At 64.7% G+C, this 20,946-nt stretch carries 19 protein-coding genes; 10 read left to right on the top strand and 9 right to left on the bottom strand.

The window, feature by feature from the left end; genetic code table 11:
• Positions 1-171 precede the first annotated feature (171 nt).
• The gene (locus tag C167_RS0123910; RefSeq protein WP_017520836.1) at positions 172-2,115 is read left to right on the top strand and encodes an autotransporter outer membrane beta-barrel domain-containing protein; all 1,944 of its coding nucleotides are present in this window, start codon (positions 172-174) and stop codon (positions 2,113-2,115) included.
• Between the two features lie 98 nt (positions 2,116-2,213).
• On the opposite strand, the gene C167_RS0123905 is transcribed toward C167_RS0123910, so the two are convergent.
• Complete coding sequence (locus tag C167_RS0123905) at positions 2,214-2,984, bottom strand: CatB-related O-acetyltransferase (RefSeq protein ID WP_017520835.1); 771 nt, start codon at positions 2,982-2,984, stop codon at positions 2,214-2,216.
• Between the two features lie 62 nt (positions 2,985-3,046).
• Positions 3,047-3,979 (bottom strand): SdiA-regulated domain-containing protein, encoded by a 933-nt coding sequence (locus C167_RS0123900; protein ID WP_017520834.1) that lies wholly within the window; start codon positions 3,977-3,979, stop codon positions 3,047-3,049.
• A gap of 139 nt (positions 3,980-4,118) precedes the next feature.
• On the opposite strand from C167_RS0123900, the gene C167_RS0123895 reads away from it, so the two are divergent.
• The 7 genes from C167_RS0123895 to C167_RS0123865 all read left to right on the top strand — a co-directional run bounded on the left by C167_RS0123895 (position 4,119) and on the right by C167_RS0123865 (position 12,729).
• The gene (locus C167_RS0123895) at positions 4,119-5,135 is read left to right on the top strand and encodes an AraC family transcriptional regulator (RefSeq protein ID WP_017520833.1); all 1,017 of its coding nucleotides are present in this window, start codon (positions 4,119-4,121) and stop codon (positions 5,133-5,135) included.
• A gap of 894 nt (positions 5,136-6,029) precedes the next feature.
• On the top strand, positions 6,030-7,079 hold the full coding sequence (locus C167_RS0123890; protein WP_017520832.1) for an ABC transporter ATP-binding protein: 1,050 nt from the start codon (positions 6,030-6,032) through the stop codon (positions 7,077-7,079).
• Complete coding sequence (locus C167_RS0123885) at positions 7,076-7,990, top strand: ABC transporter permease (RefSeq protein ID WP_017520831.1); 915 nt, start codon at positions 7,076-7,078, stop codon at positions 7,988-7,990. Before C167_RS0123890 ends, C167_RS0123885 begins: the two co-directional genes overlap by 4 nt.
• Positions 7,987-8,775, top strand: coding sequence for an ABC transporter permease (locus C167_RS0123880; RefSeq protein ID WP_017520830.1), 789 nt, complete (start codon positions 7,987-7,989; stop codon positions 8,773-8,775). Before C167_RS0123885 ends, C167_RS0123880 begins: the two co-directional genes overlap by 4 nt.
• Positions 8,776-8,818: 43 nt before the next feature.
• Positions 8,819-9,868 carry an extracellular solute-binding protein gene (locus C167_RS0123875; protein ID WP_017520829.1) on the top strand — a complete coding sequence of 350 codons (1,050 nt, stop codon included), beginning with the start codon at positions 8,819-8,821 and terminating at the stop codon, positions 9,866-9,868.
• Between the two features lie 385 nt (positions 9,869-10,253).
• Positions 10,254-11,642: an APC family permease gene (locus C167_RS0123870; protein WP_017520828.1), complete on the top strand. Its 1,389-nt coding sequence runs from the start codon at positions 10,254-10,256 to the stop codon at positions 11,640-11,642.
• 55 nt (positions 11,643-11,697) lie between these two features.
• Positions 11,698-12,729, top strand: a complete 1,032-nt coding sequence (locus tag C167_RS0123865; RefSeq protein ID WP_017520827.1) for a histone deacetylase family protein — start codon at positions 11,698-11,700, stop codon at positions 12,727-12,729.
• A gap of 264 nt (positions 12,730-12,993) precedes the next feature.
• Here the strand turns inward: C167_RS0123865 and C167_RS0123860 are convergent, their stop codons facing one another.
• The 4 genes from C167_RS0123860 to C167_RS0123845 form a co-directional block, all read right to left on the bottom strand.
• A complete protein-coding gene (locus C167_RS0123860) occupies positions 12,994-13,377 on the bottom strand; it encodes a NirD/YgiW/YdeI family stress tolerance protein (protein ID WP_017520826.1) in 384 nt (127 codons plus the stop codon).
• 118 nt (positions 13,378-13,495) lie between these two features.
• Positions 13,496-14,416, bottom strand: a complete 921-nt coding sequence (locus C167_RS0123855) for an SdiA-regulated domain-containing protein (protein WP_017520825.1) — start codon at positions 14,414-14,416, stop codon at positions 13,496-13,498.
• Between the two features lie 84 nt (positions 14,417-14,500).
• Positions 14,501-15,166, bottom strand: coding sequence for a fumarylacetoacetate hydrolase family protein (locus C167_RS0123850; protein ID WP_017520824.1), 666 nt, complete (start codon positions 15,164-15,166; stop codon positions 14,501-14,503).
• A gap of 157 nt (positions 15,167-15,323) precedes the next feature.
• Positions 15,324-16,718, bottom strand: coding sequence for an FAD-binding oxidoreductase (locus tag C167_RS0123845; RefSeq protein ID WP_017520823.1), 1,395 nt, complete (start codon positions 16,716-16,718; stop codon positions 15,324-15,326).
• A 190-nt stretch (positions 16,719-16,908) separates the two neighbouring features.
• Here C167_RS0123845 and serA point away from each other — a divergent pair, with 190 nt between their 5' ends.
• On the top strand, positions 16,909-18,138 hold the full coding sequence (serA, locus tag C167_RS0123840; protein WP_017520822.1) for a phosphoglycerate dehydrogenase: 1,230 nt from the start codon (positions 16,909-16,911) through the stop codon (positions 18,136-18,138).
• Between the two features lie 251 nt (positions 18,139-18,389).
• Here serA and C167_RS0123835 read toward each other — a convergent pair whose 3' ends face one another.
• Both C167_RS0123835 and C167_RS0123830 read right to left on the bottom strand, forming a co-directional pair.
• The gene (locus C167_RS0123835) at positions 18,390-18,821 is read right to left on the bottom strand and encodes a DUF4399 domain-containing protein (RefSeq protein ID WP_017520821.1); all 432 of its coding nucleotides are present in this window, start codon (positions 18,819-18,821) and stop codon (positions 18,390-18,392) included.
• A 142-nt stretch (positions 18,822-18,963) separates the two neighbouring features.
• The gene (locus C167_RS0123830) at positions 18,964-19,458 is read right to left on the bottom strand and encodes a DUF523 domain-containing protein (RefSeq protein WP_017520820.1); all 495 of its coding nucleotides are present in this window, start codon (positions 19,456-19,458) and stop codon (positions 18,964-18,966) included.
• Positions 19,459-19,714: 256 nt separating this feature from the next.
• On the opposite strand from C167_RS0123830, the gene C167_RS0123825 reads away from it, so the two are divergent.
• Positions 19,715-20,263 (top strand): DUF6160 family protein, encoded by a 549-nt coding sequence (locus C167_RS0123825; RefSeq protein ID WP_017520819.1) that lies wholly within the window; start codon positions 19,715-19,717, stop codon positions 20,261-20,263.
• Positions 20,264-20,267: 4 nt separating this feature from the next.
• Here the strand turns inward: C167_RS0123825 and C167_RS0123820 are convergent, their stop codons facing one another.
• Positions 20,268-20,879, bottom strand: coding sequence for a 2OG-Fe(II) oxygenase (locus tag C167_RS0123820; RefSeq protein ID WP_026079242.1), 612 nt, complete (start codon positions 20,877-20,879; stop codon positions 20,268-20,270).
• Positions 20,880-20,946: the final 67 nt, after the last annotated feature.

Below are 20,946 nucleotides of genomic sequence, written 5' to 3'. Positions count from 1 at the left end.
ACGGCCGGCATCCCCACCGGTCGTGTATCGCTATTGTTACAGTGGCGCGACACCCTCGGATACTGAAGCGTCAAATTCCGCCCATCTCCGGCGAACCGGTCCACATCCTGCTTTCCTCCGCCGCACGCATCGAAGACCGATGCGATTCCAATCGACACAGAGGAAAGTGCCGTGTTCAAACCCTTAGCCGTTGCAGTCAGCCTGGGCTGCGCTGCGCTGGCGATCGACGCCAATGCCTACGAATACGGGGAATACGCCGGGGATACCCTCGACACCCTGATCAACGATTACCCCGGCCGTTACCGCGGTACCGCCAGCTTCGCCGGCGCCACCGCGCTGATGCAGTCGCGCCTGGGCTTCGGCTACCAGACGCAGGTCCAGGACTTCACCTGGGCCGGCAACCGCAGCTCGCAGAACGTCATCGCCAGCGCTCCGGGCAGCAGTGGCCAGTACGTGGTGCTGGGCGCCCACTACGACACCTACTACGGCCGCCCCACACTGCAGGGCCTGGACGATAACGGCTCGGGCGCCGCCGTACTGACGGAGATCGCCCGCAACCTGGGCGGCATCGCCCTGGAGAACGGCCTGGAAGTGGTCGGTTTCGGCGCCGAAGAGGAAGGCCTGCGCGGTTCGCGCGCCTACGTCGCCTCCCTGAGCGACGAGCAGCGCAGCAACCTGCTGGGCATGATCAACCTCGACAGTCTCATCACCGGCGACAGGATGTACGCCCACGCCGGCTTCAACAGCGTCGACAACCCCGCACTGGGCGCCTACCGCGACCAGCTCCTGCGCATCGCCCAGGAACTGAAGATTCCGCTGTTCACCAACCCCGGCCTGAACGAGGAATATCCCGCCGGCACCGGTTGCTGCAGCGACGGCGAAAGCTTCGAAGGGCTGAACGTCCCGGTGCTGTTCATCGAGGCCACCAACTGGGAGCTGGGCGACCTGGATGGCTATGTGCAGACCGACAACCCCGCCATCCCCGGCGGCGCCACCTGGCACAATCCGACCCTGGACAATGAGCAGGTCCTTACCGGCGCCTTCGGCCAGGAGCGCATCGACCAGCGTCTGCGCGACTTCTCCCGCTTGCTCACGCGACTGGTGCTGGAGCTGACCAACGCCGACCTGCTTGCGTCCACCGCTTCCGGTGGCGCCATGGCCCGGCAGATGGAAGACCAGCTGCAGCGCCAGCACCTGGCCCTGACTCGCCTGCACGACCGCCGGTGGCTGACGCTGCTGGGCACTTCCCGCCCAGTCGGCAGCTTCGACGGTGCCGTCGGCGTGGAAGGCGAAACCACCCCCGAAAGCGGCTTCGACATGCCCGGAGACCCGCGCTCACACCGCGCCGGTGTCAACCTGCTGGGCGACTATCGCGCCAGCGAAGCCGTGACCGTCGGCGGCAGCCTGAGCTTCCAGCGCAGCCGCGACAACCTGGACCACAGCGCCCGCCTGGAAGCGGAAACCTGGCAGCTGGGTCTCTACGGCCTGCTCAACGATGGCGGCCCGTCCTGGCTGGCCGGCGAGCTGAGCGCAGGCTACGCCGAATTCGACAGCAAGCGCTCGGTGTACCTGAAGGCGAAGAACGGCCCGGTACTGCTCGACCAGCGCATCGACGGCGATACCAACGCCTGGTTCTGGGGCGCACGGGTCGACGGCGGCTATGACTTCGACATCGCCGGCATCAAGACCGGGCCGCAAGGCGGGCTGGACTACGTGCACTACAAGATCGACGATTTCAACGAGGACGACGACCTGCGTACTGCGCTGGGCTATGAGAAGCAGGACTACGATTCGGTAGAAGCCAGCCTCGGCTGGGGCCTGCGCGGCGAGCTGCCGCTGGGCAACCGCATGGCGGTGCAGCCCTATGCCAGCGTGCGCTGGGTGAAGGAACTGGCAGACGGCCGCCTGGACGATATCGCGCTGACCGCCCTGGGCGATGGCCGCACCCGCAACGCTGACCTGGGCGACGTGGACAAGGACTTCGGGCGCGCCCAGGCCGGCGCCCTGCTGGCAGTCACCGAGCAGTTGGGCGTGTTCGCCGAGGCCAACTCGCGCTTCGCCCACAGCGAAGGCAGCCAGGCGTCCTACTCCCTCGGCGTGCAGTGGCAGTTCTGATCGATGCTGAGCGAGGCGCCCTCCGGGGCGTCTCGCGCTTCTTGTGCAGCGGGCCGTAACCGGGCTCGCCGGCCTGCTTCAGCGGCAACTGCCAGGCATCATGTATCGGAGGCACCGGTCAGCGACGCGGACTGCGCCGGCTCCGCCGGCATCACTCGCAGTCGGAAGGGCTCCGAAGCAATCTGCAGACGGCGCGGACGGACAGCCGCTGGCGGTGTTATTTTTTCCAGGGCCACCAGACAGGCTTGTGGATCATCCAGCGGAAGCTCGCCGAGGACGTCCAGCGGCAAGTCCCACCAGCGACTGGCCAACAGGCCTTCGATGACCTCCGGCTCGAAGCGATAGCGGATCACCCGCGCCGGCGTCCCGGCAACGATGGCGTAGGGCGGTACATCGCTGTTCACCAGCGACTGCGCGCCAATGATGGCCCCTGTACCAATCTTGACGCCGTCGAGGATCAGCACGTCGCGGCCGATCCATACGTCATGGCCGATCACCACCGGGCGGTAGGGGTGGTCGCGCTTGATCGGGCGGTTGATCAATCTGGGGTTGGAAGCGAAGTGATGGGTGGTCAGCCAGTCGATGGGGTGCGATTGGCGCGCCTGGCCGATCACCACTTCGGTGGCGATCGAGCAATAGCGTCCGATGCGCGAGACGTGGCGAAACTCGCTGCCACTGACGATATCGGTGTAGGCGCCGATTTCCAGGTCCGCGGAGTAGATCTTCGCCTTGCCGATCTTCACGCCCGGCTCCAACGACAGGCGCGCACCGTCACGCAGTGACTTGATGCCACCGGCGAGGCGGCACTGATGCCCGGCGAGGGATTTTTTCAGACGCCGATTGATCAGCGCCTCTTGAATGACATTCATGGCCCAATCCCGGCTCAACGCCACTACTTAGGATTCGGAAGGCGGCCACTGTATCTCCTTTGTTACTGAGACTCCAATGACGACGACTTTCGGAAGACATAAAAGAGATTCGGTTCACTGACCACGTACAAAGTGCCCTGGTCGTCCATCGCAATGCCTTCGGCCTGCGGCACACTACGTCGCAATCCCTGCATCCCGCGCAACAGCGACAGGGAGCTGATCGGCTCACCATCGGCGCTCAGCTCCAGTACCAGCCGCGACTCGTCGGACAGTGCCAGCAGGTGCCCGCTGCGCTCGTCGTACTGCAGGCTGGACAGGTCGCGGACGAACAGGTTGCGGTTGTGCTGCAGGTCTTCCACGACATGGACGGCAATGGGCTGCTCCGTCTGCTCGTAGGGGAAGCCGCGCACTTCGTAGATATGCACGGGCTTGCGCTCCTTGGCGACAAACAGGCGCTTGCCCACCGAGTCATAGGCCAGCCCTTCGAAACCGCTGTTGCCGCCACGCCCCAGGGCCAGGGCGAGTTGCTGGGCGTCTTCGACGTGCAGTTCCCGGGTGTCATCGCGCAATTCCACACGGATCAGCCGCTGGTGGGTTTCATCGGTGATCACATAGACATTGCGACTGATGTACTCGATGGCCTCGGTGTCGCCGAAGCCATGCAGATCGATCTTGCGCAGCACTTTGCCCTCCAGCGACAGCTCGATGATCTGCGGACGCTGGTTGGTCACGGTGAACAGGGTCTGGCGGTCCGGGTCGTAGGTCAGCGCCGAGACGTCGTCATCCAGTCCTTCGATCGGCTGGGCCTCCAGCACCACGCGGTAGTCAGGCAGCCAGATGGACTTTTCCTGCCACTCGGCGGCGTGCCGCCATTCATTGAGCTTGAACCAGGCGCGCTCGTAGACCCGGAAGCTCTGGCCCAGCGCAAGCAGAGCGGCCAGGGCCAGCAGTGCCAGGAGCAGGAAAAGACGGCGGGGTTTGAGCAGTTGGCGCATGGAAGACTCGAACGGGGGAGTGACGTGGCAGAGTGACAGCAGCGCCTGAAGCCAAGCTTAAAGGTCACCAGGAACTGCCGGCAGGCTAGAGTCAGGTTAGCGCAAGACCGTCGGCAGACCTTTCGTAAGAGGCATACAGATGGCCCAGCACCTGCTCCCCGAACAACGCCAGCAGGCGACCCTGCACACCGTGGTGCTGGCGACCGAGGTGCTGCACCACGCCGGCGTACCGCGCCCTAAGCTGCTGGAAGGCAGCGGCATCGGCGAGGCGGACCTGCTGACGCCGGAAAAGCTGATCACCCACGCGCAGGAACTGCGGGTCTTTGCCAATGCACTCAACTGCCACCATGACCCGGCACTGGGCCTGTACCTGGGCCTGCGCATGCATGTCTCGGCTTACGGCATCCTCGGCTACAGCATGCTCGCCAGCCGCACCCTGCGCGATGCGCTGCAACTGGCGCTGTCCTTTCCCGAGCTGCTCGGCACCTACTTCCGCCTGGCGCTGACGCCGCAGGGCGACGAAGTACACCTGACCGCCGACGGCTACCGCTACGCACCGGAGCTGACCGTGTTCAACACCGAGCTGTGCCTGACCTCGCTGCTGACGGTAATCCGCGACCTGCTCGGCGAGTCGGTACGTCCTCGGCGCCTGCTGCTGGCTTACCGGCCGCCGCTGCACGCGGAGACCTACACCGAGCGCCTGGGCTGCCCGGTGGATTTCGGCGCCCCCACCAGCGCCCTGTGCTTCAGCCCGGCGCTGCTGGACCGACCGCTGCCGCTGGCCGACCCGGTCAGTTGCCACAACGGCGTGCAGCAGTGCCTGCGCATGAGCGGGATGCTCAGCAGCCGCGGCGACGTGATCGACCAGCTGCGCCAGCACCTGGCCAGCCACCTGCAGGACACCGCCAGCCTGGACAGCGTGGCACGCCACCTGCACCGCTCCACCCGTACCCTGCGTCGCCATCTGCAACAGCAGAACACCAGTTATCAGCAGGTGCTCGATGAGGTGCGCTTCGACCGCGCACGGCAGTTGCTCAAGGACACCGACCTGCCGATCTACCTGATCGCCGAGCAGTTGGGTTACAGCGAGACGGCCAGCTTCCGGCATGCCTTCCAGCGCTGGAGTGGGGCGAGTCCGAGCCTGTATCGGGGCTAGGTGCAGACCGGCGACACCCTCTCCCTAACCCTCTCCCTGAAGGGAGAGGGGAATTTCCGCAGCAAGCGGAAAGCCCCAGGCTCGCCGGTTGACTCCATTCCATCCGAAGAACTCCGCACGGCCCCCTCTCCCTTCAGGGAGAGGGGACTTTCCGGAGCAAGCGGAAAGCCCCTCGCTCGCCGGTTGACTCCATTCCATCCGAAGAACTCCAGACGGCTCCCTCTCCCTTCAGGGAGAGGGGACTTTCCGCAGCAAGCGGAAAGCCCCGCGCTCGCCGGCTGACGCCATTACATCCGAAGAACTCCGCACGGCTCCCTCTCCCTTCAGGGAGAGGGGACTTTCCGGAGCAAGCGGAAAGCCCCTCGCTCGCCGGTTGACTCCATTCCATCCGAAGAACTCCAGACGGCTCCGTCTCCCTTCAGGGAGAGGGGACTTTCCGCAGCAAGCGGAAAGTCCCACGCTCGCCGGCTGACGCCATTACATCCGAAGAACGCCGCACGGCCACCTCTCCCTTCAGGGAGAGGGGACTTTCCGCAGCAAGCGGAAAGCCCCTCGCTCGCCGGCTGACTCCATTCCATCCGAAGAACTCCGCACGGCCCCCTCTCCCTTCAGGGAGAGGGCTGGGGAGAGGGCAAAGCCAGTCCACGCGCCGGAGCCGACCGGTTCGTGAGTAAGCTCGCTCCTACAAAAAGCCCGGCAGACGACACACCGCTGACGCCCGAAATCCAGCATTTCAGACGGCATTTTCAACTTGGCCTGATTTATCCCTTATTGGCCTGATCTATCGTTCTGCGCGTCCCGGCGCTTGGTCATTATCAATCCGCAGCTAGGTGAAACGGCCCTAGAAACCGTAAAACCTCAACAATAACAACTGCTTAACTGCATGGTACGAGCATGACCAGCGCGATCACCATCGAGCGGATATGCATGGAGTTCGGTACACCCGGGCAAGGCCTCAAGGCCCTGGACGACGTGTCACTGGAAATCCGCGCCAACGAGTTCTTCACCCTCCTCGGCCCCTCGGGCTGCGGCAAGACCACCTTGCTGCGACTGATCGCCGGATTCGAACAACCCTCCTCCGGCAGCATCCGCCTCTACGGCGATGCGATGGAAGGCCTTCCGCCCTTCAAGCGCCCGGTCAATACCGTCTTCCAGAGCTACGCCCTGTTCCCGCACATGACCGTGGCCCAGAACATCGCCTTCGGCCTGGAAATGCAGGGCAAGCAACGCAGCGACATCGACGGCACCGTGCAGAAGATGCTCGACCTCGTGCGCCTGCCCGACGTCGGCAAGCGCCGCGCCGACCAGCTCTCCGGCGGCCAGCAACAGCGCATCGCGCTGGCCCGCGCCCTGGCCAGCCGGCCCAAGGTGCTGCTGCTCGACGAATCGCTTTCGGCACTGGACCTGAAGCTGCGCAAGGAAATGCAGATCGAGCTCAAGCGCCTGCAGCACGAGACCGGCATCACCTTCATCTTCGTCACCCACGACCAGGAAGAAGCCCTGACCATGTCCGACCGCATCGCGGTGATGAGCCGCGGCAAGGTCATGCAGATCGGCACGCCCACCGAGATCTACGAGGCGCCGGTCAATCGCCTGGTGGCCGACTTCATCGGCGAGACCAACTTCCTCGAAGGCGAATCCAGCGGCGACAGCGTGCGCCTGGCCGACGGCCAGTTGCTGCCGGCCGCCACCACCCTGCCCGGCAAGGTGACCCTGGCGATCCGCCCCGAACGCACCGAGCTCGCCCAGGACGGCCAGCTCGAAGGCGTGGTGGAGAACATCGTCTACGTCGGCACCGACACCGTGTATCACCTCAATGTCGCCGGTCAGGGCGGCTTCCGCGTACGTCAGCAGAACCGCGACGGCGCCCTTTCCACCCACGCGCCCGGCGCGCGGGTGCGGGTTCGCGTTCCCGCCACCGCCATCCGGGTGCTGGCCGAATGAGTACACTGCGCGCACAAGCGGAACGCAGATCCCTGTTCAATCGCCTGGCCCTGACCAGCCCGGCGATGATCATGCTGATCGTGTTCCTGGTCCTGCCGCTGGGCATCATGTTCGCCGTGTCGGTCCAGGCACCGGGCGACTACGGCGGCGTGAAGTGGGGCCAGCACACCGTCGAGGCCTATATCAACTTCCTCTGGGAGCGCGACCTGGACGACAGCCTGTCGTTCAACGCCGACTACCTGGGCATCTTCCAGCGCTCGTTCTGGCTATCGATACTGACCACCCTGGGCTGCGTGCTGATCGGCTTCCCCACTGCGCTGTACCTGGCGCTGCAGGACGAACGCCGGCGCAACCTGTTGCTGTTCCTGGTCACGGTGCCGTTCTGGACCAACCTGCTGGTGCGGGTCTATGCCTGGATGCTGCTGCTGCGCAACGGCGGCCTGATCGACGAAGGGCTGCACGGGCTGGGCTTCTCCGACGCCTCGCTGGGGATTCTCTACACCGACAACGCGGTGATCATCGGCCTGCTCTACACGTACCTGCCGTTCATGGTCCTGCCCATCTACACGAGCCTTGAGAAGATGGACTGGCGCCTGGTGGAGGCGGCCTTCGACCTGGGCGCCAACCGCTGGAAGGCGCTCAAGCGGATCATCATTCCGCTGGCCATGCCCGGCATCGTCGCCGGCTGCATCCTGGTGTTCATCCCTTCGCTGGGCAGCTACATCATTCCCGAGCTGCTCGGCGGCGGTAAGTCGCTGATGATCGGCAACCTGATCCAGCTGCAGTTCGGCACGGCGCACAACTGGCCGTTCGGCGCGGCGCTGTCCTTCGCCCTGCTGGCCTTCGTGCTGCTGGCAATGATGATCTACAGCATGCGGTTCAAGCAGGGCGCGTCGGGAGGTCATCCATGAAGTCGGCCAACCCGCTGTGGAAGTTCACCGGGGTCCGGCCCGCCGCCTGGCTGTTCTTCGCCTTCCTCTACATCCCCATCTTCGTGCTGGTGGTGCTGAGCTTCAACAGCGGCCAGTCAGCCACGCTGTGGGAAAGCTTCAGCCTGAAGTGGTACTCGGTCGTCGCGGACGACCCGGAAATCCTGCGCGCGGCGAAGAACTCGCTGATCGTCGCCACCCTGGCCACCGTGGTTGCCACCACCCTGGCCACGCTCGCCGCGCTGGGCATGCGCGGTCGCTCGTTCCGTGGGCAGACGCTGATGAGCGGCGTGCTGGGCCTGCCGTTGCTGGTGCCGGAGATCGTCACCGCCGTGGCGACCCTGATGTTCTTCGCCTTCATCGGTCTGAAGCTGTCGCTGTTCACCATCCTGCTGGCGCACATCGTGTTCTGCATTCCCTTCGCCTACCTGCCGATCCGCGCCCGTCTCGAAGGCATGGACCCGCGGCTGGCGGAAGCGGCGGCGGACCTCTATGCCTCGCCGTGGAAGACCTTCTGGAAGGTGACCTTCCCCCTGCTGACGCCGGGGATCGTGTCCGGGGCGATGCTGGCATTCATCATCTCGATGGACGACTTCGTCATCACCTACTTCGTCGCCGGTGCCGGAGCCACCACCCTGCCGGTCTACATCTTCAGTTCCATCCGAATGGGGATTTCCCCGAAGATCAACGCCATATCTTCAATAATACTGTTGATTTCCATCGCGTTCGTTGCGTTGTCGTACTACGTCGGCCAGCGTCGCCGCTGACCTCCTGCCGCCAAACAAAACAACATTGCAAGGAGCTTCACCGATGAAATTCCGCCGTACCCCCATCGCCCGCGCGCTCGTCGCCGCCAGCCTGCTGCTGGCCGGCAGCGCCCATGCCGAAGGCACCCTGCACTTCGCCAACTGGTCCGACTACTTCCCGCCGGAGCTGCTGAAGAAGTTCGAGAAGGACACCGGCATCCACGCCACCCTCGACTCCTACGACAGCAACGAGACCCTGCTGGCCAAGCTCAAGGCCGGCGGCGGCGCCTACGACGTGGTGGTGCCGTCGGACAGCTTCATCGAGATCTTCGTCAAGGAAGGCCTGCTGCAGAAGCTCGACAAGTCGCAGCTGCCGAACCTGGCCAACCTGAAGGACAAGTTCAAGACCCTGACCTACGACCCGGGCCACGACTACTCCGTGCCCTACCTGTGGGGCACCACCGGCTACAGCTACGACAGCGCCAAGGTCCCCGGCGGCAAGCTGGATGAAAGCTGGAAACCGTTCTTCGAACCGCCGGCGGAGCTGAAAGGCAAGGTCGTCGCGCTCAACTCCATCGAGGAGCTGTACGCCCCGGCGTCCTATTACCTGGGCGTCGACGAGTGCACCGAGGACCCGAAAGAGGCGGCGAAGATCCAGGACCTGCTGCTCAAGCAGAAACCCATGCTGGCCATGTACAACAGCGACGGCACCATCGAACGCATGGCCGCCGGCGAAGTTTCCATGCACCAGCAATGGAACGGCGCCTTCCACCGCGCCCACGCCCAGCGCGCCAGCCTGGTCTACGTCTATCCCAAGGAAGGCGTGCGCCTGTTCATCGACAACCTGACCATTCCCAAGGACGCCACCAACATCAAGGAGGCCCATGCCTTCCTGAACTGGATGATGCAGCCTGAGAACATCGCCCTGGCCTCCAACTTCGCCAAGTACAACAACGCGATCGAAGGCTCGGACAAGTTCATGGACAAGGAGCTGTTCGACGATCCGGCGATCAACACCCCGGCGGACAAGCTGGATCGCCTGAAGCCCTTCAAGCTCTGCTCGCCCAAGGCCCTGCAGCTGCGCTCCAAGGTCTGGACCAAGCTGAAGAAATGACCGAGAGGTCACCCGGCGCGGCGGTGCGCGTCGGGTGACCCTGACAGCCAGTTTGGCCATTTCGATCCCTTTTTGACCCTTTGCAGGGTTCTGCCCGACACCCTGCGTTGCTAGAGTCGGGCGGCTCGCGCAGGGAGCGGCTGGAAAGGCGGCCAGCCCTTGCACCATCTCAGATGGCGCAGGGAATTCCCGAGGGAACGCGAGCGCGTTATCCACAAGAACAAATGCCCCGAGAACGCCCATGACCAGCTTTTGCGTCACCCTGCAGCACACACCCTCATTCCTCGCGCGTCGTCAACGCTGCGGCTGAGCCGTAACCCGACGACATCAGGACGGCCACCGAACGCCGCCCGCACCAGACCATAAAAATCGCGAGGACTCTTCCATGGCCAGCCAACACAGCGCCAGCACTGCACACACTCCACAACAGGGCACCGCGACCAACGCCGACGCCCGCCTGAAACGCGTCCTGGGCCTGCCCGCCCTGGTCTTCTTCGGCCTGGTCTACATGGTCCCGCTGACCATGTTCACCACCTACGGCGTGGTCACCGAGATGACCGGCGGCCGCACCGCCACCGCCTACCTGATCACCCTGCTGGCGATGCTGTTCACCGCAGCCTCCTACAGCTTCATGGTGCGCAAGTACCCGATCTCCGGCTCCGCATACTCCTACACCAGCCTGAGCTTCGGCCCGGTGGTCGGCTTCCTGTCCGGCTGGTCGCTGCTGCTCGACTACCTGTTCCTGCCGATGATCAATTACCTGCTCATCGGCCTGTTCATGAACATCGCCTTCCCGGAAATCCCGGCCTGGATGTTCGTGGTCGCTTCCATCGCCCTGGTCACCGTGCTCAACGTGGTCGGCATCAGCCAGGTCGCCGGCATGAGCAACGTCATAGTCGGCGCGCAGCTGGTGTTCATCGTGGTGTTCGTGGGCATGTCGATCAAGACCCTGGCCGGCGGCGCCGCCATCGACTTCAGCCTGCCCTTCGTCGGTGACGGCAGCCAGCCCGGCTTCGCCCCGCTGATGGCCGGCGCCGCGGTGTTGTGCCTGTCGTTCCTGGGCTTCGATGCAGTCTCGACCATGGCCGAGGAAACCCGCGACGCCCGCCGTGACATCCCCCGTGCGATCATCATCACCACCGTGATCGCCGGCCTGATGTTCACCCTGTTGGCGATCATCAGCCAGCTGGTGTTCCCCGGCAGCGTGTTCCAGAACGCCGACTCGGCGGCCAACGAAGTGATGCTCAAGGCCGGCGGCCAGTTCCTCGGCAACTTCTTCACCTCCGCCTACATCGCCGGCTGCATCGGCTCGGCGCTGGCCTCGCAGGCCTCGGTGTCGCGCATCATCTTCACCATGGGCCGTGACGGCATCCTGCCGCGCAGCCTGTTCGGCGTCCTGCACGCACGTTTCCAGACCCCGGTGGTGGCGATCCTGGTCGTCTCGGCGGTTTCCCTGCTGGCCATCGTGCTGGACCTGACCACCCTCGCCTCGATGATCAGCTTCGGCGCGCTGGTGGCCTTCTCCGTGGTCAACCTGGCGGTGATCCGCACCTACCTGGGCGTCGAGCGCCGCCGTGGCGCGAAGAACGTCCTGCTGTACGGCGCCATCCCGTTCATCGGCCTGTGCCTGACCCTGTGGCTGTGGACCAGCCTCTCGCAGCTGACGCTGGTCGTCGGCCTGAGCTGGTTCGCGGTCGGCTTCGCCTACCTGGCGGTGCATACCGGCGGCTTCCGTCGCAAGGCGCCGACTGTGAATTTCGAGGAAAACGCCTGACGGCAGAGCTATCCAGAACCCAACGGGCGCCCGGAGGCGCCCTCAGGAGCGCGTGATGTTGACGATCTACACCGACGACCATCGCTTGCACCACGGTCAGCATGAGCTGATCGGCGGCCAATTCACCCCCTGCTTCGAAAAGCCCAGCCGTGCCGACATGGTGCTGGACCGGGCCAAGGCGGTGAAACTGGGCGACATCCAGGCCCCTCGCGATTTCGGCCTGGAACCCATCCTGAGGGTGCACAGCGAAGGCTTCGTGCGGTTCCTGCAGCATGCCTGGCGCGACTGGCTGGCCACCGGCCGGACCCATGACATGCTGCCGATCTGCTGGCCGACCCGCCGCCTGCGGCAGAAGGAGCCCGACAGCATCGACGGCCGCCTGGGCTACTACAGCCTGGACGCCGGTGCGCCAATCACCGCCGGCACCTGGCAGGCGGTGCTCAGCTCGGTGAACGTAGCGATGACCGGCCAGGCCGAACTGGCCAAGGGCGCGCGCTCGGTGTTTTCCCTGTGCCGCCCGCCGGGTCACCACGCCTCGGCGGACTTCATGGGCGGCTACTGCTTCTTCAACAACGCGGCCATCGCCGCCCAGTCGATCCTCGACCAGGGCGCCAACCGCGTGGCCATCCTCGACGTCGACTACCACCACGGCAACGGCACCCAGGACATCTTCTACGACCGCGCCGACGTGCTGTTCACCTCGATCCACGGCGACCCGCGCTTCGAGTACCCCTACTTCCTCGGCTACGCCGACGAGAAAGGCCAGGGCGTGGGCGAAGGCTTCAACTTCAACTATCCGCTGGCCTCGGGCAGCGACTGGTCGGTGTGGAGCCTGGCGCTGCAGGCGGCGATCCGGCAGATCTCGGCGTACAAGCCCGACGTGCTGATCGTCTCGCTGGGGGTAGACACCTACAAGGAAGACCCGATCTCCCAGTTCAAGCTGGACAGCCCGGACTACCTGCGCATGGGCGAAGCCATCGGCAAGCTTGGCCTGCCGACGCTATTCGTCATGGAAGGGGGTTATGCGGTGGAAGAGATCGGTATCAACGCGATCAACGTGTTGCAGGGCTTCGAAAGCATTGGTTAAAACATTGGCAGGGCTGAACACCTGAGACTTTGGAGCAGGCCAAAGCCCCTCTCCCCCCGCCCTCTCCCTGAAGGGAGAGGGAGCTGCCCGCGCCGGCTGATGTCGTGGTTTCAACCTGCACCAAACGGTCCCCTCTCCCTTCAGGGAGAGGGTTAGGGAGAGGGCAGCGGAGCGTCTTCCAGGGAGCCCACAAGCACCAAAGAATGCAAAAAAAGCCGCACCGGGGATGGGGATTCCCGGCGCGGCTTTTTTATCGAGGGTGGATTACTGGAGGATTTCCACGCGGTCCACATCGATGTCGGTGGGCTTGACCTTGTGGTGGTCGACCTCACCGGTCAGACGCACCTTGGTGTTCTCGGAAACCGAGGTGCCGGCCGGCCAATCGTCGTTGTCGATCTCGACCTGGATGCTGCCGGTGGCGTCCTTGAACTCGTAGTGCTCGCTGCTGATACGCTTGGTGATGGTGCCTTCGAGCACGACCTTGGTGTCATCGGCGGCGGCCTGGGCCTGTTTCACCGTGGTGATCTGGCCGGCGGCGGCAGCGGCGGGCTGGGCATCGCTGCCCGGGCCGGTATAGCCGCCAGCGGCGAAGGTGACGGTGGAGAACAGGCCAACGGCGGCGATCAGCGGAAGGTGAGTCAGTTTCATGTAAATGCCTCCTGCGGCGTTTTCGATGGGGTCAGCTTAGGACCGATGACTGAAATCAGCCTGAATCCGGACTTAACCCAACCTTAAAGCCACCGAACACTTCTGCCCCCGCTCCAGATCAATCCGCCTTGGGAGGCTCCGCCTCGCGCTTGAAAACGTAGAACAGGTCCGGCTCGCTCACCATGTAGATGGTGCCCTGCTCGTCGATGGCCACACCCTCGGCGCGCGGGATGCGGTTCTCCAGGCCGTTGAGTCCGCCGAGCAGGCTGATGAAGCTGATCGGCTCGCCTTTCTCGTCCAGTTCCAGCAGCAGGTGCGACTCTGCCGACAGCACCAGGGTGTGCCCGGTGCGCGGGTCGATGCTCAGCGCCGAGACATTGGTCATCAGCAGGTCGCTGGGCAGCGGCTGCAGGGCTCCGCTCAGATGCGGACCGCCGTTGCTGGCGAGGCTGAAGAGCGCCAGCGGGTCGCGCTCCTGCCCAAGCACCAGGCGATGCTGACGCGGGTCCCAGGCGATCCCTTCGATACCCTTGTTCTTCTTGCCACGTGGGCCGAGGTCGAAGCTGGACAGCCTTGCGGTGCTCAGCTCGCGGGTCTGCGGGTCGACCTGGAAGATGGTCAGGGAATTCTGGCGCTCGTCGGTCACGGCGATATTGCCGTTCTCCAGCACCGCCACGCCTTCCGGGTTCGACATGCCCAGCAGTGGGATCACACGCAGTACGTCACCGGTGAGCGACAACTCGGCCAGCAGCGGCTTCTTTCCGGTGACGGTGAACAGGGTGCGGGTGACCGGGTTGTAGGCCAGATCGGAGGTTTCCTGCCCTTCGAGGCCCCCCTTGAGCGGCTTGGCCTGGATTACCGCACGGTAGCCGGGCAGCCAGACGCTTTCCGAGCGTGCCTGGGCGCTGGTGTCCTGCTCGCGCAACCAGAGGCGGGCGCGGTCATCCCAGTGGAAGCGGGACGTCAGGTAGCCGAGCACCACCAGGATGAACAGCAGGGCCAGCAGCAGCCAGCGAGGGCGAAGGATGGACATGGTCATGACGACTCTTGTTGGTCAGCACGGCAAGGTGCCCCGCAACAAGCGAAGGCCGCACAAACGGCGGCCTTCGGCGGGACAACGGTGTTAAAGCACGCGGCTTTCGAATCGGCTGGCGCCGGGAAGTTCCAGCACCACCTCACTGCCGCTCTCGAGCGGGCCGACGCCGACCGGAGTGCCGGTGGAGACCACGTCGCCCGGCTGCAGCGAGAAGTGCCCGCAGATGTGCTGGATCAGCGGCACGATGGGATTGAGCATGTCACGGCTGTTGCCGTCCTGGCGGACTTCGCCGTCGATCACCAGGCGGATGCCGATGTCGGTCGGGTCCGGGAAGTGATCGGCGCTGACGAAAGGTGCCAGCACGAAGGCGCCGTCGAAGGATTTCGCCAGCTCCCAGGGCAGGCCCTTTTCCTTGAGCTTGGACTGCACGTCGCGCAGGGTCAGGTCCAGCGCCGGGGCGTAGCCGGAAATGGCGTCCAGCACCTCTTCGGCGCTCGGCTTGCGCGACAGCGGCTTGCCGATCAGCACGGCAATTTCCGCCTCGTAGTGCACCGAGCCACGGTCCGCGGGGATGGAAAAACCACCGGCCTGCGACACGGTGCAGGAACCCGGCTTGATGAACAGCAGCGGCTCGGTCGGCACCGGGTTGTTCAGCTCCTTGGCGTGCTCCGCGTAGTTGCGGCCGACGCAGACCACCTTGCCCAGGGTGAAATGGATCGGGGTGCCATCGACATACTGGTGCTGGTAACTCATGACCGACTCCTGAACGCATGGAAGAGATGTTCCGCGCGGGGCACGTGATCCCGCGCGGTTGCCCGCATCCTGCCGGCGCACGCGCCACTTCCCGTGACGCTGACGTGCAAAGGCCGGCCCCTCTATCCCAAGAGCCGGCCCTTCTGGATGACGCGACTTACTCGGCGAATATCTTGCCAGGGTTCATGATCCCGTTCGGGTCGAACACCGCCTTGACCGCCTTCATGTAGCCGATTTCAGCCTCCGAGCGAGAGTACCCCAGGTAGTCGCGCTTGGTCATGCCCACGCCGTGTTCGGCGGAGATGGAGCCGTTGTACTTCTGCACGGTCTCGAAGACCCACTTGTTGACGGTCGCGCACTTGGCGAAGAACTCGTCCTTGGTCAGATTCTCGGGCTTGAGGATATTCAGGTGCAGGTTGCCATCGCCGATGTGGCCGAACCAGACCACTTCGAAATCGGGATAGTTGGCCGCGACGATATCGTCGATGTCCTTGAGGAAGGCCGGGACCTTGCCGACCGTGACGGAGATGTCGTTCTTGTACGGCGTCCAGTGGGAGATGGTCTCGGAGATGTATTCGCGCAGCTTCCACAGGTTCTGCAACTGCTGCTCGCTCTGGCTCATCACGCCATCGAGGACCCAGCCCTGCTCTACACAATGTTCGAAAGTCGCCAGCGCCTCGTTGGCCACGTCCTCGGTGCTCGCCTCGAACTCCAGCAGGGCGTAGAACGGGCAGTCGGTCTCGAAGGCCGGCGGCACGTCGCCACGGGCCATGATCTTGGCCAGGGCCTTGTCGGAGAAGAATTCGAAGGCGGTCAGGTCCAGCTTGTTCTGGAAGGCGTGCAGCACCGGCATGATCGAATCGAAGTCCGGAGTGCCGAGGACCATCGCGGTAAGGTTCTTCGGCTGGCGCTCCAGGCGCATGGTGGCCTCGACCACGAAGCCCAGGGTGCCTTCGGCGCCGATGAACAGCTGGCGCAGGTCGTAGCCGGTGGCGTTCTTGATCAGGTCCTTGTTCAGCTCCAGCAGGTCGCCCTTGCCGGTGACGACCTTCAGACCGGCCACCCAGTTGCGGGTCATGCCGTAGCGAATGACCTTGATCCCGCCGGCATTGGTGCCGATGTTGCCGCCAATCTGGCTGGATCCCGACGAGGCGAAGTCCACCGGATAGTACAGGCCGTGCTCTTCGGCGAAGGTCTGCAGCTGCTTGGTGATCACGCCCGGCTGGCAGACCACGGTGCGATCGAATTCGTTGAATTCCAGCACCTTGTTCATGTAGTCGAAAGCCACGACCACTTCGCCGTTGGCCGCGACAGCAGCGGCGGACAGGCCGGTACGACCACCGGATGGAACCAGCGCCACCTTGTGCTCATTGGCCCAGCGGACGATGGCCTGGACCTGCTCGGTGCTCTTGGGGAAGGCGATCGCCAGGGGCGCCGGGGCGAAATGCTTGGTCCAATCCTTGCCGTAGGTGTCGAGGGAATCGGCGTCTGTCAGCAGCTTCCCGGCATCCAGCAGGGGCTTGAGCGATTCGATCAGGGCGTCGCGGGTCATTGGAGGAACTCTCAAATGGTTCATGGTCGTCCTGAGAACAGCTCAGGTCGCAACCGGGCAAGGAAAAGGGAGAACATGCTAGCATACGCACCCCACGCAGATCGCCACCTGGCGCCAAGCCTGGCACCGGCCGGTCCGGCCTGAGCTGTTCAATTTCTCGCCACATCCCGGGACTACAGGTTCAAAGCAGATGAGCAAGACTTCTCTCGACAAGAGCAAGATCAAATTCCTTCTCCTTGAAGGCGTGCACCAGAACGCCGTCGACACCCTCAAGGCGGCCGGCTACTCCAACATCGAGTACCTCAAGACCGCACTGTCCGGTGACGAGCTGAAGGAAAAGATTGCCGATGCCCATTTCATCGGTATCCGCTCCCGCACCCAGCTGACCGAAGAAGTCTTCGACGCTGCCAAGAAGCTGATCGCCGTTGGCTGCTTCTGCATCGGCACCAACCAGGTCGACCTGAACGCCGCCCGCGAGCGCGGCATCGCCGTGTTCAACGCGCCCTACTCCAACACCCGCTCGGTGGCCGAGCTGGTGCTGGCCGAGGCCATCCTGCTGCTGCGCGGCATCCCGGAGAAGAACGCCTCCTGCCACCGCGGCGGCTGGATCAAGTCCGCAGCCAACTCCTTCGAGATCCGCGGCAAGAAGCTGGGCATCGTCGGCTACGGCTCGATCGGCACCCAGCTGTCGGTCCTGGCCGAGGCCCTGGGCATGCAGGTGTTCTTCTACGACACCGTGACCAAGCTGCCGCTGGGTAACGCCCAGCAGGTCGGCAACCTGCACGAGCTGCTCGGCATGTCCGACATCGTCTCGCTGCACGTACCGGAGCTGCCGTCCACCCAGTGGATGATCGGCGAGAAGGAAATCCGCGCCATCAAGAAAGGCGGCATCCTGATCAACGCCGCCCGTGGCACCGTGGTCGAGCTGGACCACCTGGCCGCCGCGATCAAGGACGAGCACCTGATCGGCGCCGCCATCGACGTGTTCCCGGTCGAGCCCAAGTCCAACGACGACGAGTTCGAAAGCCCGCTGCGTGGCCTGGATCGCGTGATCCTGACCCCGCACATCGGCGGCTCCACCGCCGAGGCCCAGGCCAACATCGGCCTGGAAGTGGCCGAGAAGCTGGTCAAGTACAGCGACAACGGCACCTCGGTGTCCTCGGTCAACTTCCCGGAAGTGGCCCTGCCGTCGCATCCGGGCAAGCACCGCCTGCTGCACATCCACGCCAACATCCCGGGTGTGATGAGCGAAATCAACAAGGTGTTCGCCGACAACGGCATCAACATCTCCGGCCAGTACCTGCAGACCAACGACAAGGTCGGCTACGTGGTGATCGACGTCGACGCCGAGTACTCGGACCTGGCGCTGGAGAAGCTGCAGCATGTGAACGGCACCATCCGCAGCCGCGTGCTGTTCTAAGCGCTGCCCGGTGGTAAGAAAAAAGGAGGCCTTCGGGCCTCCTTTTTTCGTGTCTGCTTTCTGGAAAGTTCAGTGCGGGGGAGCCCCCTCTCCCCCGCCCTCTCCCTGAAGGGAGAGGGAGCAATTCGGCGCTATCGGATACTGCAAACTCAGCCGGCGAGCGCCAGGGTTTCAGTTGCTCCGGACAGTCCCCTCTCCCTTCAGGGAGAGGGTGAGGGAAAGGGTAAAAGCCCCGCTCCGCAGCCCAACCATCACTTCACATTGACGGTGATCTGCTGCGACTCCACCGGCGGGTCGAACGGTACGTGGTTCTTGTCACCCACCAGCAGTTGCAGGGTGTGCTTGCCCGGTGGCAGGGTCACCTGGGTCTCGGTCTGGCCCTTGCCGAAGTGCTTGATCTGATCGGTCATCGGCAGCGGCATATTCATCGCCGGCTGCTCCTTGAGGTCGATCAGCAGGTGGTGGTGGCCGGTGGCCGGCGAATCCACGCCCGCCGGCGCGACGCCCATGCCCTTGAGACCGAATTTGACGGTGAAGGTCTTGTCCACCGTGGCCCCGTCGGCCGGCTCGATGAAGTACACCTTCGCGCCTTCCGGAGCCGGGGTACGCGGGATGTCGGCAGCCACGGCGGAAGTGCCGGCGAGCAGCGCGGCAAGGCCCAGGCAAGGCAGCAGGGTTCTCATGTTCTTCTCCTTCTACATGACAATCGAAAAGGCGAAGGACCCGCTCAGGCCGGCCTCGCCGTTCCGCATGGAACGCACAAGCATAGGCACCAGGACGCAAGGCTCAAGGAAAATAGTGCATCTTCGAGTGTCGGCGGCCGCTCTAGCCTCCGGCTTCCAGCCCAGCCAGACAGACGGCGGCGGCATCCAGCTCTTCCTCGCTGAACACCAGCACGCCCATGCGCTTGAGGGCGGCGGCAGTGACGCCTTCGCCCGCGACCTTCCGGCCGCTGAAGCTGCCGTCGTAGTTCTCGCGGTTGCCGCAGGAAGGGCTGCGCGCCTTGAGCACCGCCAGGCGGATGTCGTGGCGGCGCACCAGTGCCATCGCTTCCTCGGCGCCGAGCAGGAAGGCGTCGCTGACATCCTCGCCCTCCACCGTCAACACCGGGCGCGCCCGCTCCAGCACCGCCATGCCCTGGCCGCCGGGGATCTCCGCCGGAGCGCGGGGCGTCGGCAGGCCGCCGGCGACTTCCGGGCACAGCGCGACCACTCGCCCCTGGTCCAGCCAGCGCGACAGCAGGTCGAACGGCCCGTGCGCGCCGCCGTCGTAGCGGACGCGATGGCCAAGCAGGCAGCGGCTGACGAGAACCTTCTGCATGGGCGAATCACTCCCTTTTGGAAGGGGACAGACTAGCCGCTCGCCGTTTGCCGGTCACGCCGGGTAACGCAAGTTTCATCGGGGCGTGTGTCGCAACAGGTTTCCGCCCCGCCGAAAGTCGGGCGCCAGAGCGGCGCGCCGGTCGTCGGCACAGCGCTGAAACACAACCTTCGACGGGAACAGCCGTCCGGCACTGGCCGCAAGACAGGCCGCCACCCAGACTCGCGCATCGGCCAATCGCCATGGAGCCTCCGTCATGCCGCGTCTCTTGCTCTGCACCGCCACCTTCGCCGCACTGTCCTACCTGCCCTTTGCGTTCGCCGAACTCCAGGCCCTGGATAACGAGCGCCTGGGCGCCGTCACCGGCCAGGATGGCATCAGCATCCGCGCCGACGTGCTGGCGCGCATGGACAGTGTGGCCTGGAAGGACGACGGCGGCAGCGTCTCGCTACGCAACGTGTTCATCGACAATGGCTGCGTGAGCGCCGGCGACTGCCCCGACGGCCGCGGCGGCAGCCTGCCGTACGGAGCCGCGCAGCTGGGCCTGAGCCTGCCGATCTTCGGCGTCGAGCAGCCAACCCTGCAGGTGGACGTGGTGCAAGGCGCCGGTGGCCAGCAGCAACTGGCGCTGACCCTGCCCGACCTGACCACCATCAACCAGCAGCTCAATGCCAGCGGGCTGCCCTCGCAGACCATCCGCCTGCGCGTGGCCGGCGATCTCTACGTGGGCGGTGGAAAGCTGGGAAGCATCGAAGTCCGCGACATCCAGGACATCAGCGGCACACTGAAGATCTGGGGCCACTGACAGCTCAGAGCGGGGCATCACCGCGGCGGCGGAACCAGCCGGTGAGCGACAGGCGCTCGTGGCTGGCCGGCAACACCTCGTGGGGGAACTCGCCGGAGAGGAACACCACCAGCCGGCCGGCGAGCGGCGGCAGGTCCAGCGTCCGTTCGTCGGGGAGGTACAGGCGCAATTCGCCGCCCTGCGTCACCGGCCAGTCGCGATTGAGGTAGAACACGGCGGAGAGAGTGCGGCGATCATCGTCGCGGAAGCGGTCCAGGTGCTTCTGGTAGAACGCCCCGGGCGGATAGAGCGCGAAGTGTCCCTCGAAGTCCTCCAGGCCCAGGTACAGCGAGCGATTGATCTGCTGGCGCAACGCGTCCAACGCGCCCAGATAGAGGTCACAGGCCTCGGATTGGCCGAGCTCCAGCCACTGGATACGGTCGCCGCGAATGCCTTCGCGCACCGCCTGCCCCTCGCCCCGGCCGATGGCGGCGGAGGTCAGCTTGCCGGCCGCGTCGCGCTCACGACACTCCGTCGCCAACTGGGCGACCAGGGCGTCGGGAAGAAAGGCATCCTGCTGCGACCAGCCTTTCTCGGCGAGGTCGTCAACAATGCGTTGCAGAAGGGGGCCTTGCATGGAGGGAGAATGGGCGTAGAGATACATGGCGCATTGTAACGTCCGGCGCCAGTGTCTCGACAAGCGG

It is taken from the genome of Pseudomonas nitroreducens TX1 (assembly GCF_000313755.1).
GTDB lineage: Bacteria > Pseudomonadota > Gammaproteobacteria > Pseudomonadales > Pseudomonadaceae > Pseudomonas > Pseudomonas nitroreducens_A.
The sequence above is the reverse complement of the archived record's forward strand: the minus strand, read 5'-3'. Positions and strand labels throughout refer to the sequence as shown.

Bases quoted from the DNA above. Each gene is read 5' to 3' on its own strand.
- C167_RS0123865 (WP_017520827.1), top strand. From the start codon at position 11,698: ATGTTGACGATCTACACCGACGACCATCGCTTGCACCACGGTCAGCAT.
- C167_RS0123850 (WP_017520824.1), bottom strand. From the start codon at position 15,166: ATGAGTTACCAGCACCAGTATGTCGATGGCACCCCGATCCATTTCACC.
- C167_RS0123825 (WP_017520819.1), top strand. From the start codon at position 19,715: ATGCCGCGTCTCTTGCTCTGCACCGCCACCTTCGCCGCACTGTCCTAC.
- C167_RS0123880 (WP_017520830.1), top strand. From the start codon at position 7,987: ATGAAGTCGGCCAACCCGCTGTGGAAGTTCACCGGGGTCCGGCCCGCC.
- C167_RS0123830 (WP_017520820.1), bottom strand. From the start codon at position 19,458: ATGCAGAAGGTTCTCGTCAGCCGCTGCCTGCTTGGCCATCGCGTCCGC.
- C167_RS0123900 (WP_017520834.1), bottom strand. From the start codon at position 3,979: ATGCGCCAACTGCTCAAACCCCGCCGTCTTTTCCTGCTCCTGGCACTG.
- C167_RS0123870 (WP_017520828.1), top strand. From the start codon at position 10,254: ATGGCCAGCCAACACAGCGCCAGCACTGCACACACTCCACAACAGGGC.
- C167_RS0123835 (WP_017520821.1), bottom strand. From the start codon at position 18,821: ATGAGAACCCTGCTGCCTTGCCTGGGCCTTGCCGCGCTGCTCGCCGGC.
- C167_RS0123860 (WP_017520826.1), bottom strand. From the start codon at position 13,377: ATGAAACTGACTCACCTTCCGCTGATCGCCGCCGTTGGCCTGTTCTCC.
- C167_RS0123895 (WP_017520833.1), top strand. From the start codon at position 4,119: ATGGCCCAGCACCTGCTCCCCGAACAACGCCAGCAGGCGACCCTGCAC.
- serA (WP_017520822.1), top strand. From the start codon at position 16,909: ATGAGCAAGACTTCTCTCGACAAGAGCAAGATCAAATTCCTTCTCCTT.
- C167_RS0123885 (WP_017520831.1), top strand. From the start codon at position 7,076: ATGAGTACACTGCGCGCACAAGCGGAACGCAGATCCCTGTTCAATCGC.
- C167_RS0123875 (WP_017520829.1), top strand. From the start codon at position 8,819: ATGAAATTCCGCCGTACCCCCATCGCCCGCGCGCTCGTCGCCGCCAGC.
- C167_RS0123820 (WP_026079242.1), bottom strand. From the start codon at position 20,879: ATGCAAGGCCCCCTTCTGCAACGCATTGTTGACGACCTCGCCGAGAAA.
- C167_RS0123855 (WP_017520825.1), bottom strand. From the start codon at position 14,416: ATGACCATGTCCATCCTTCGCCCTCGCTGGCTGCTGCTGGCCCTGCTG.
- C167_RS0123890 (WP_017520832.1), top strand. From the start codon at position 6,030: ATGACCAGCGCGATCACCATCGAGCGGATATGCATGGAGTTCGGTACA.
- C167_RS0123845 (WP_017520823.1), bottom strand. From the start codon at position 16,718: ATGACCCGCGACGCCCTGATCGAATCGCTCAAGCCCCTGCTGGATGCC.
- C167_RS0123905 (WP_017520835.1), bottom strand. From the start codon at position 2,984: ATGAATGTCATTCAAGAGGCGCTGATCAATCGGCGTCTGAAAAAATCC.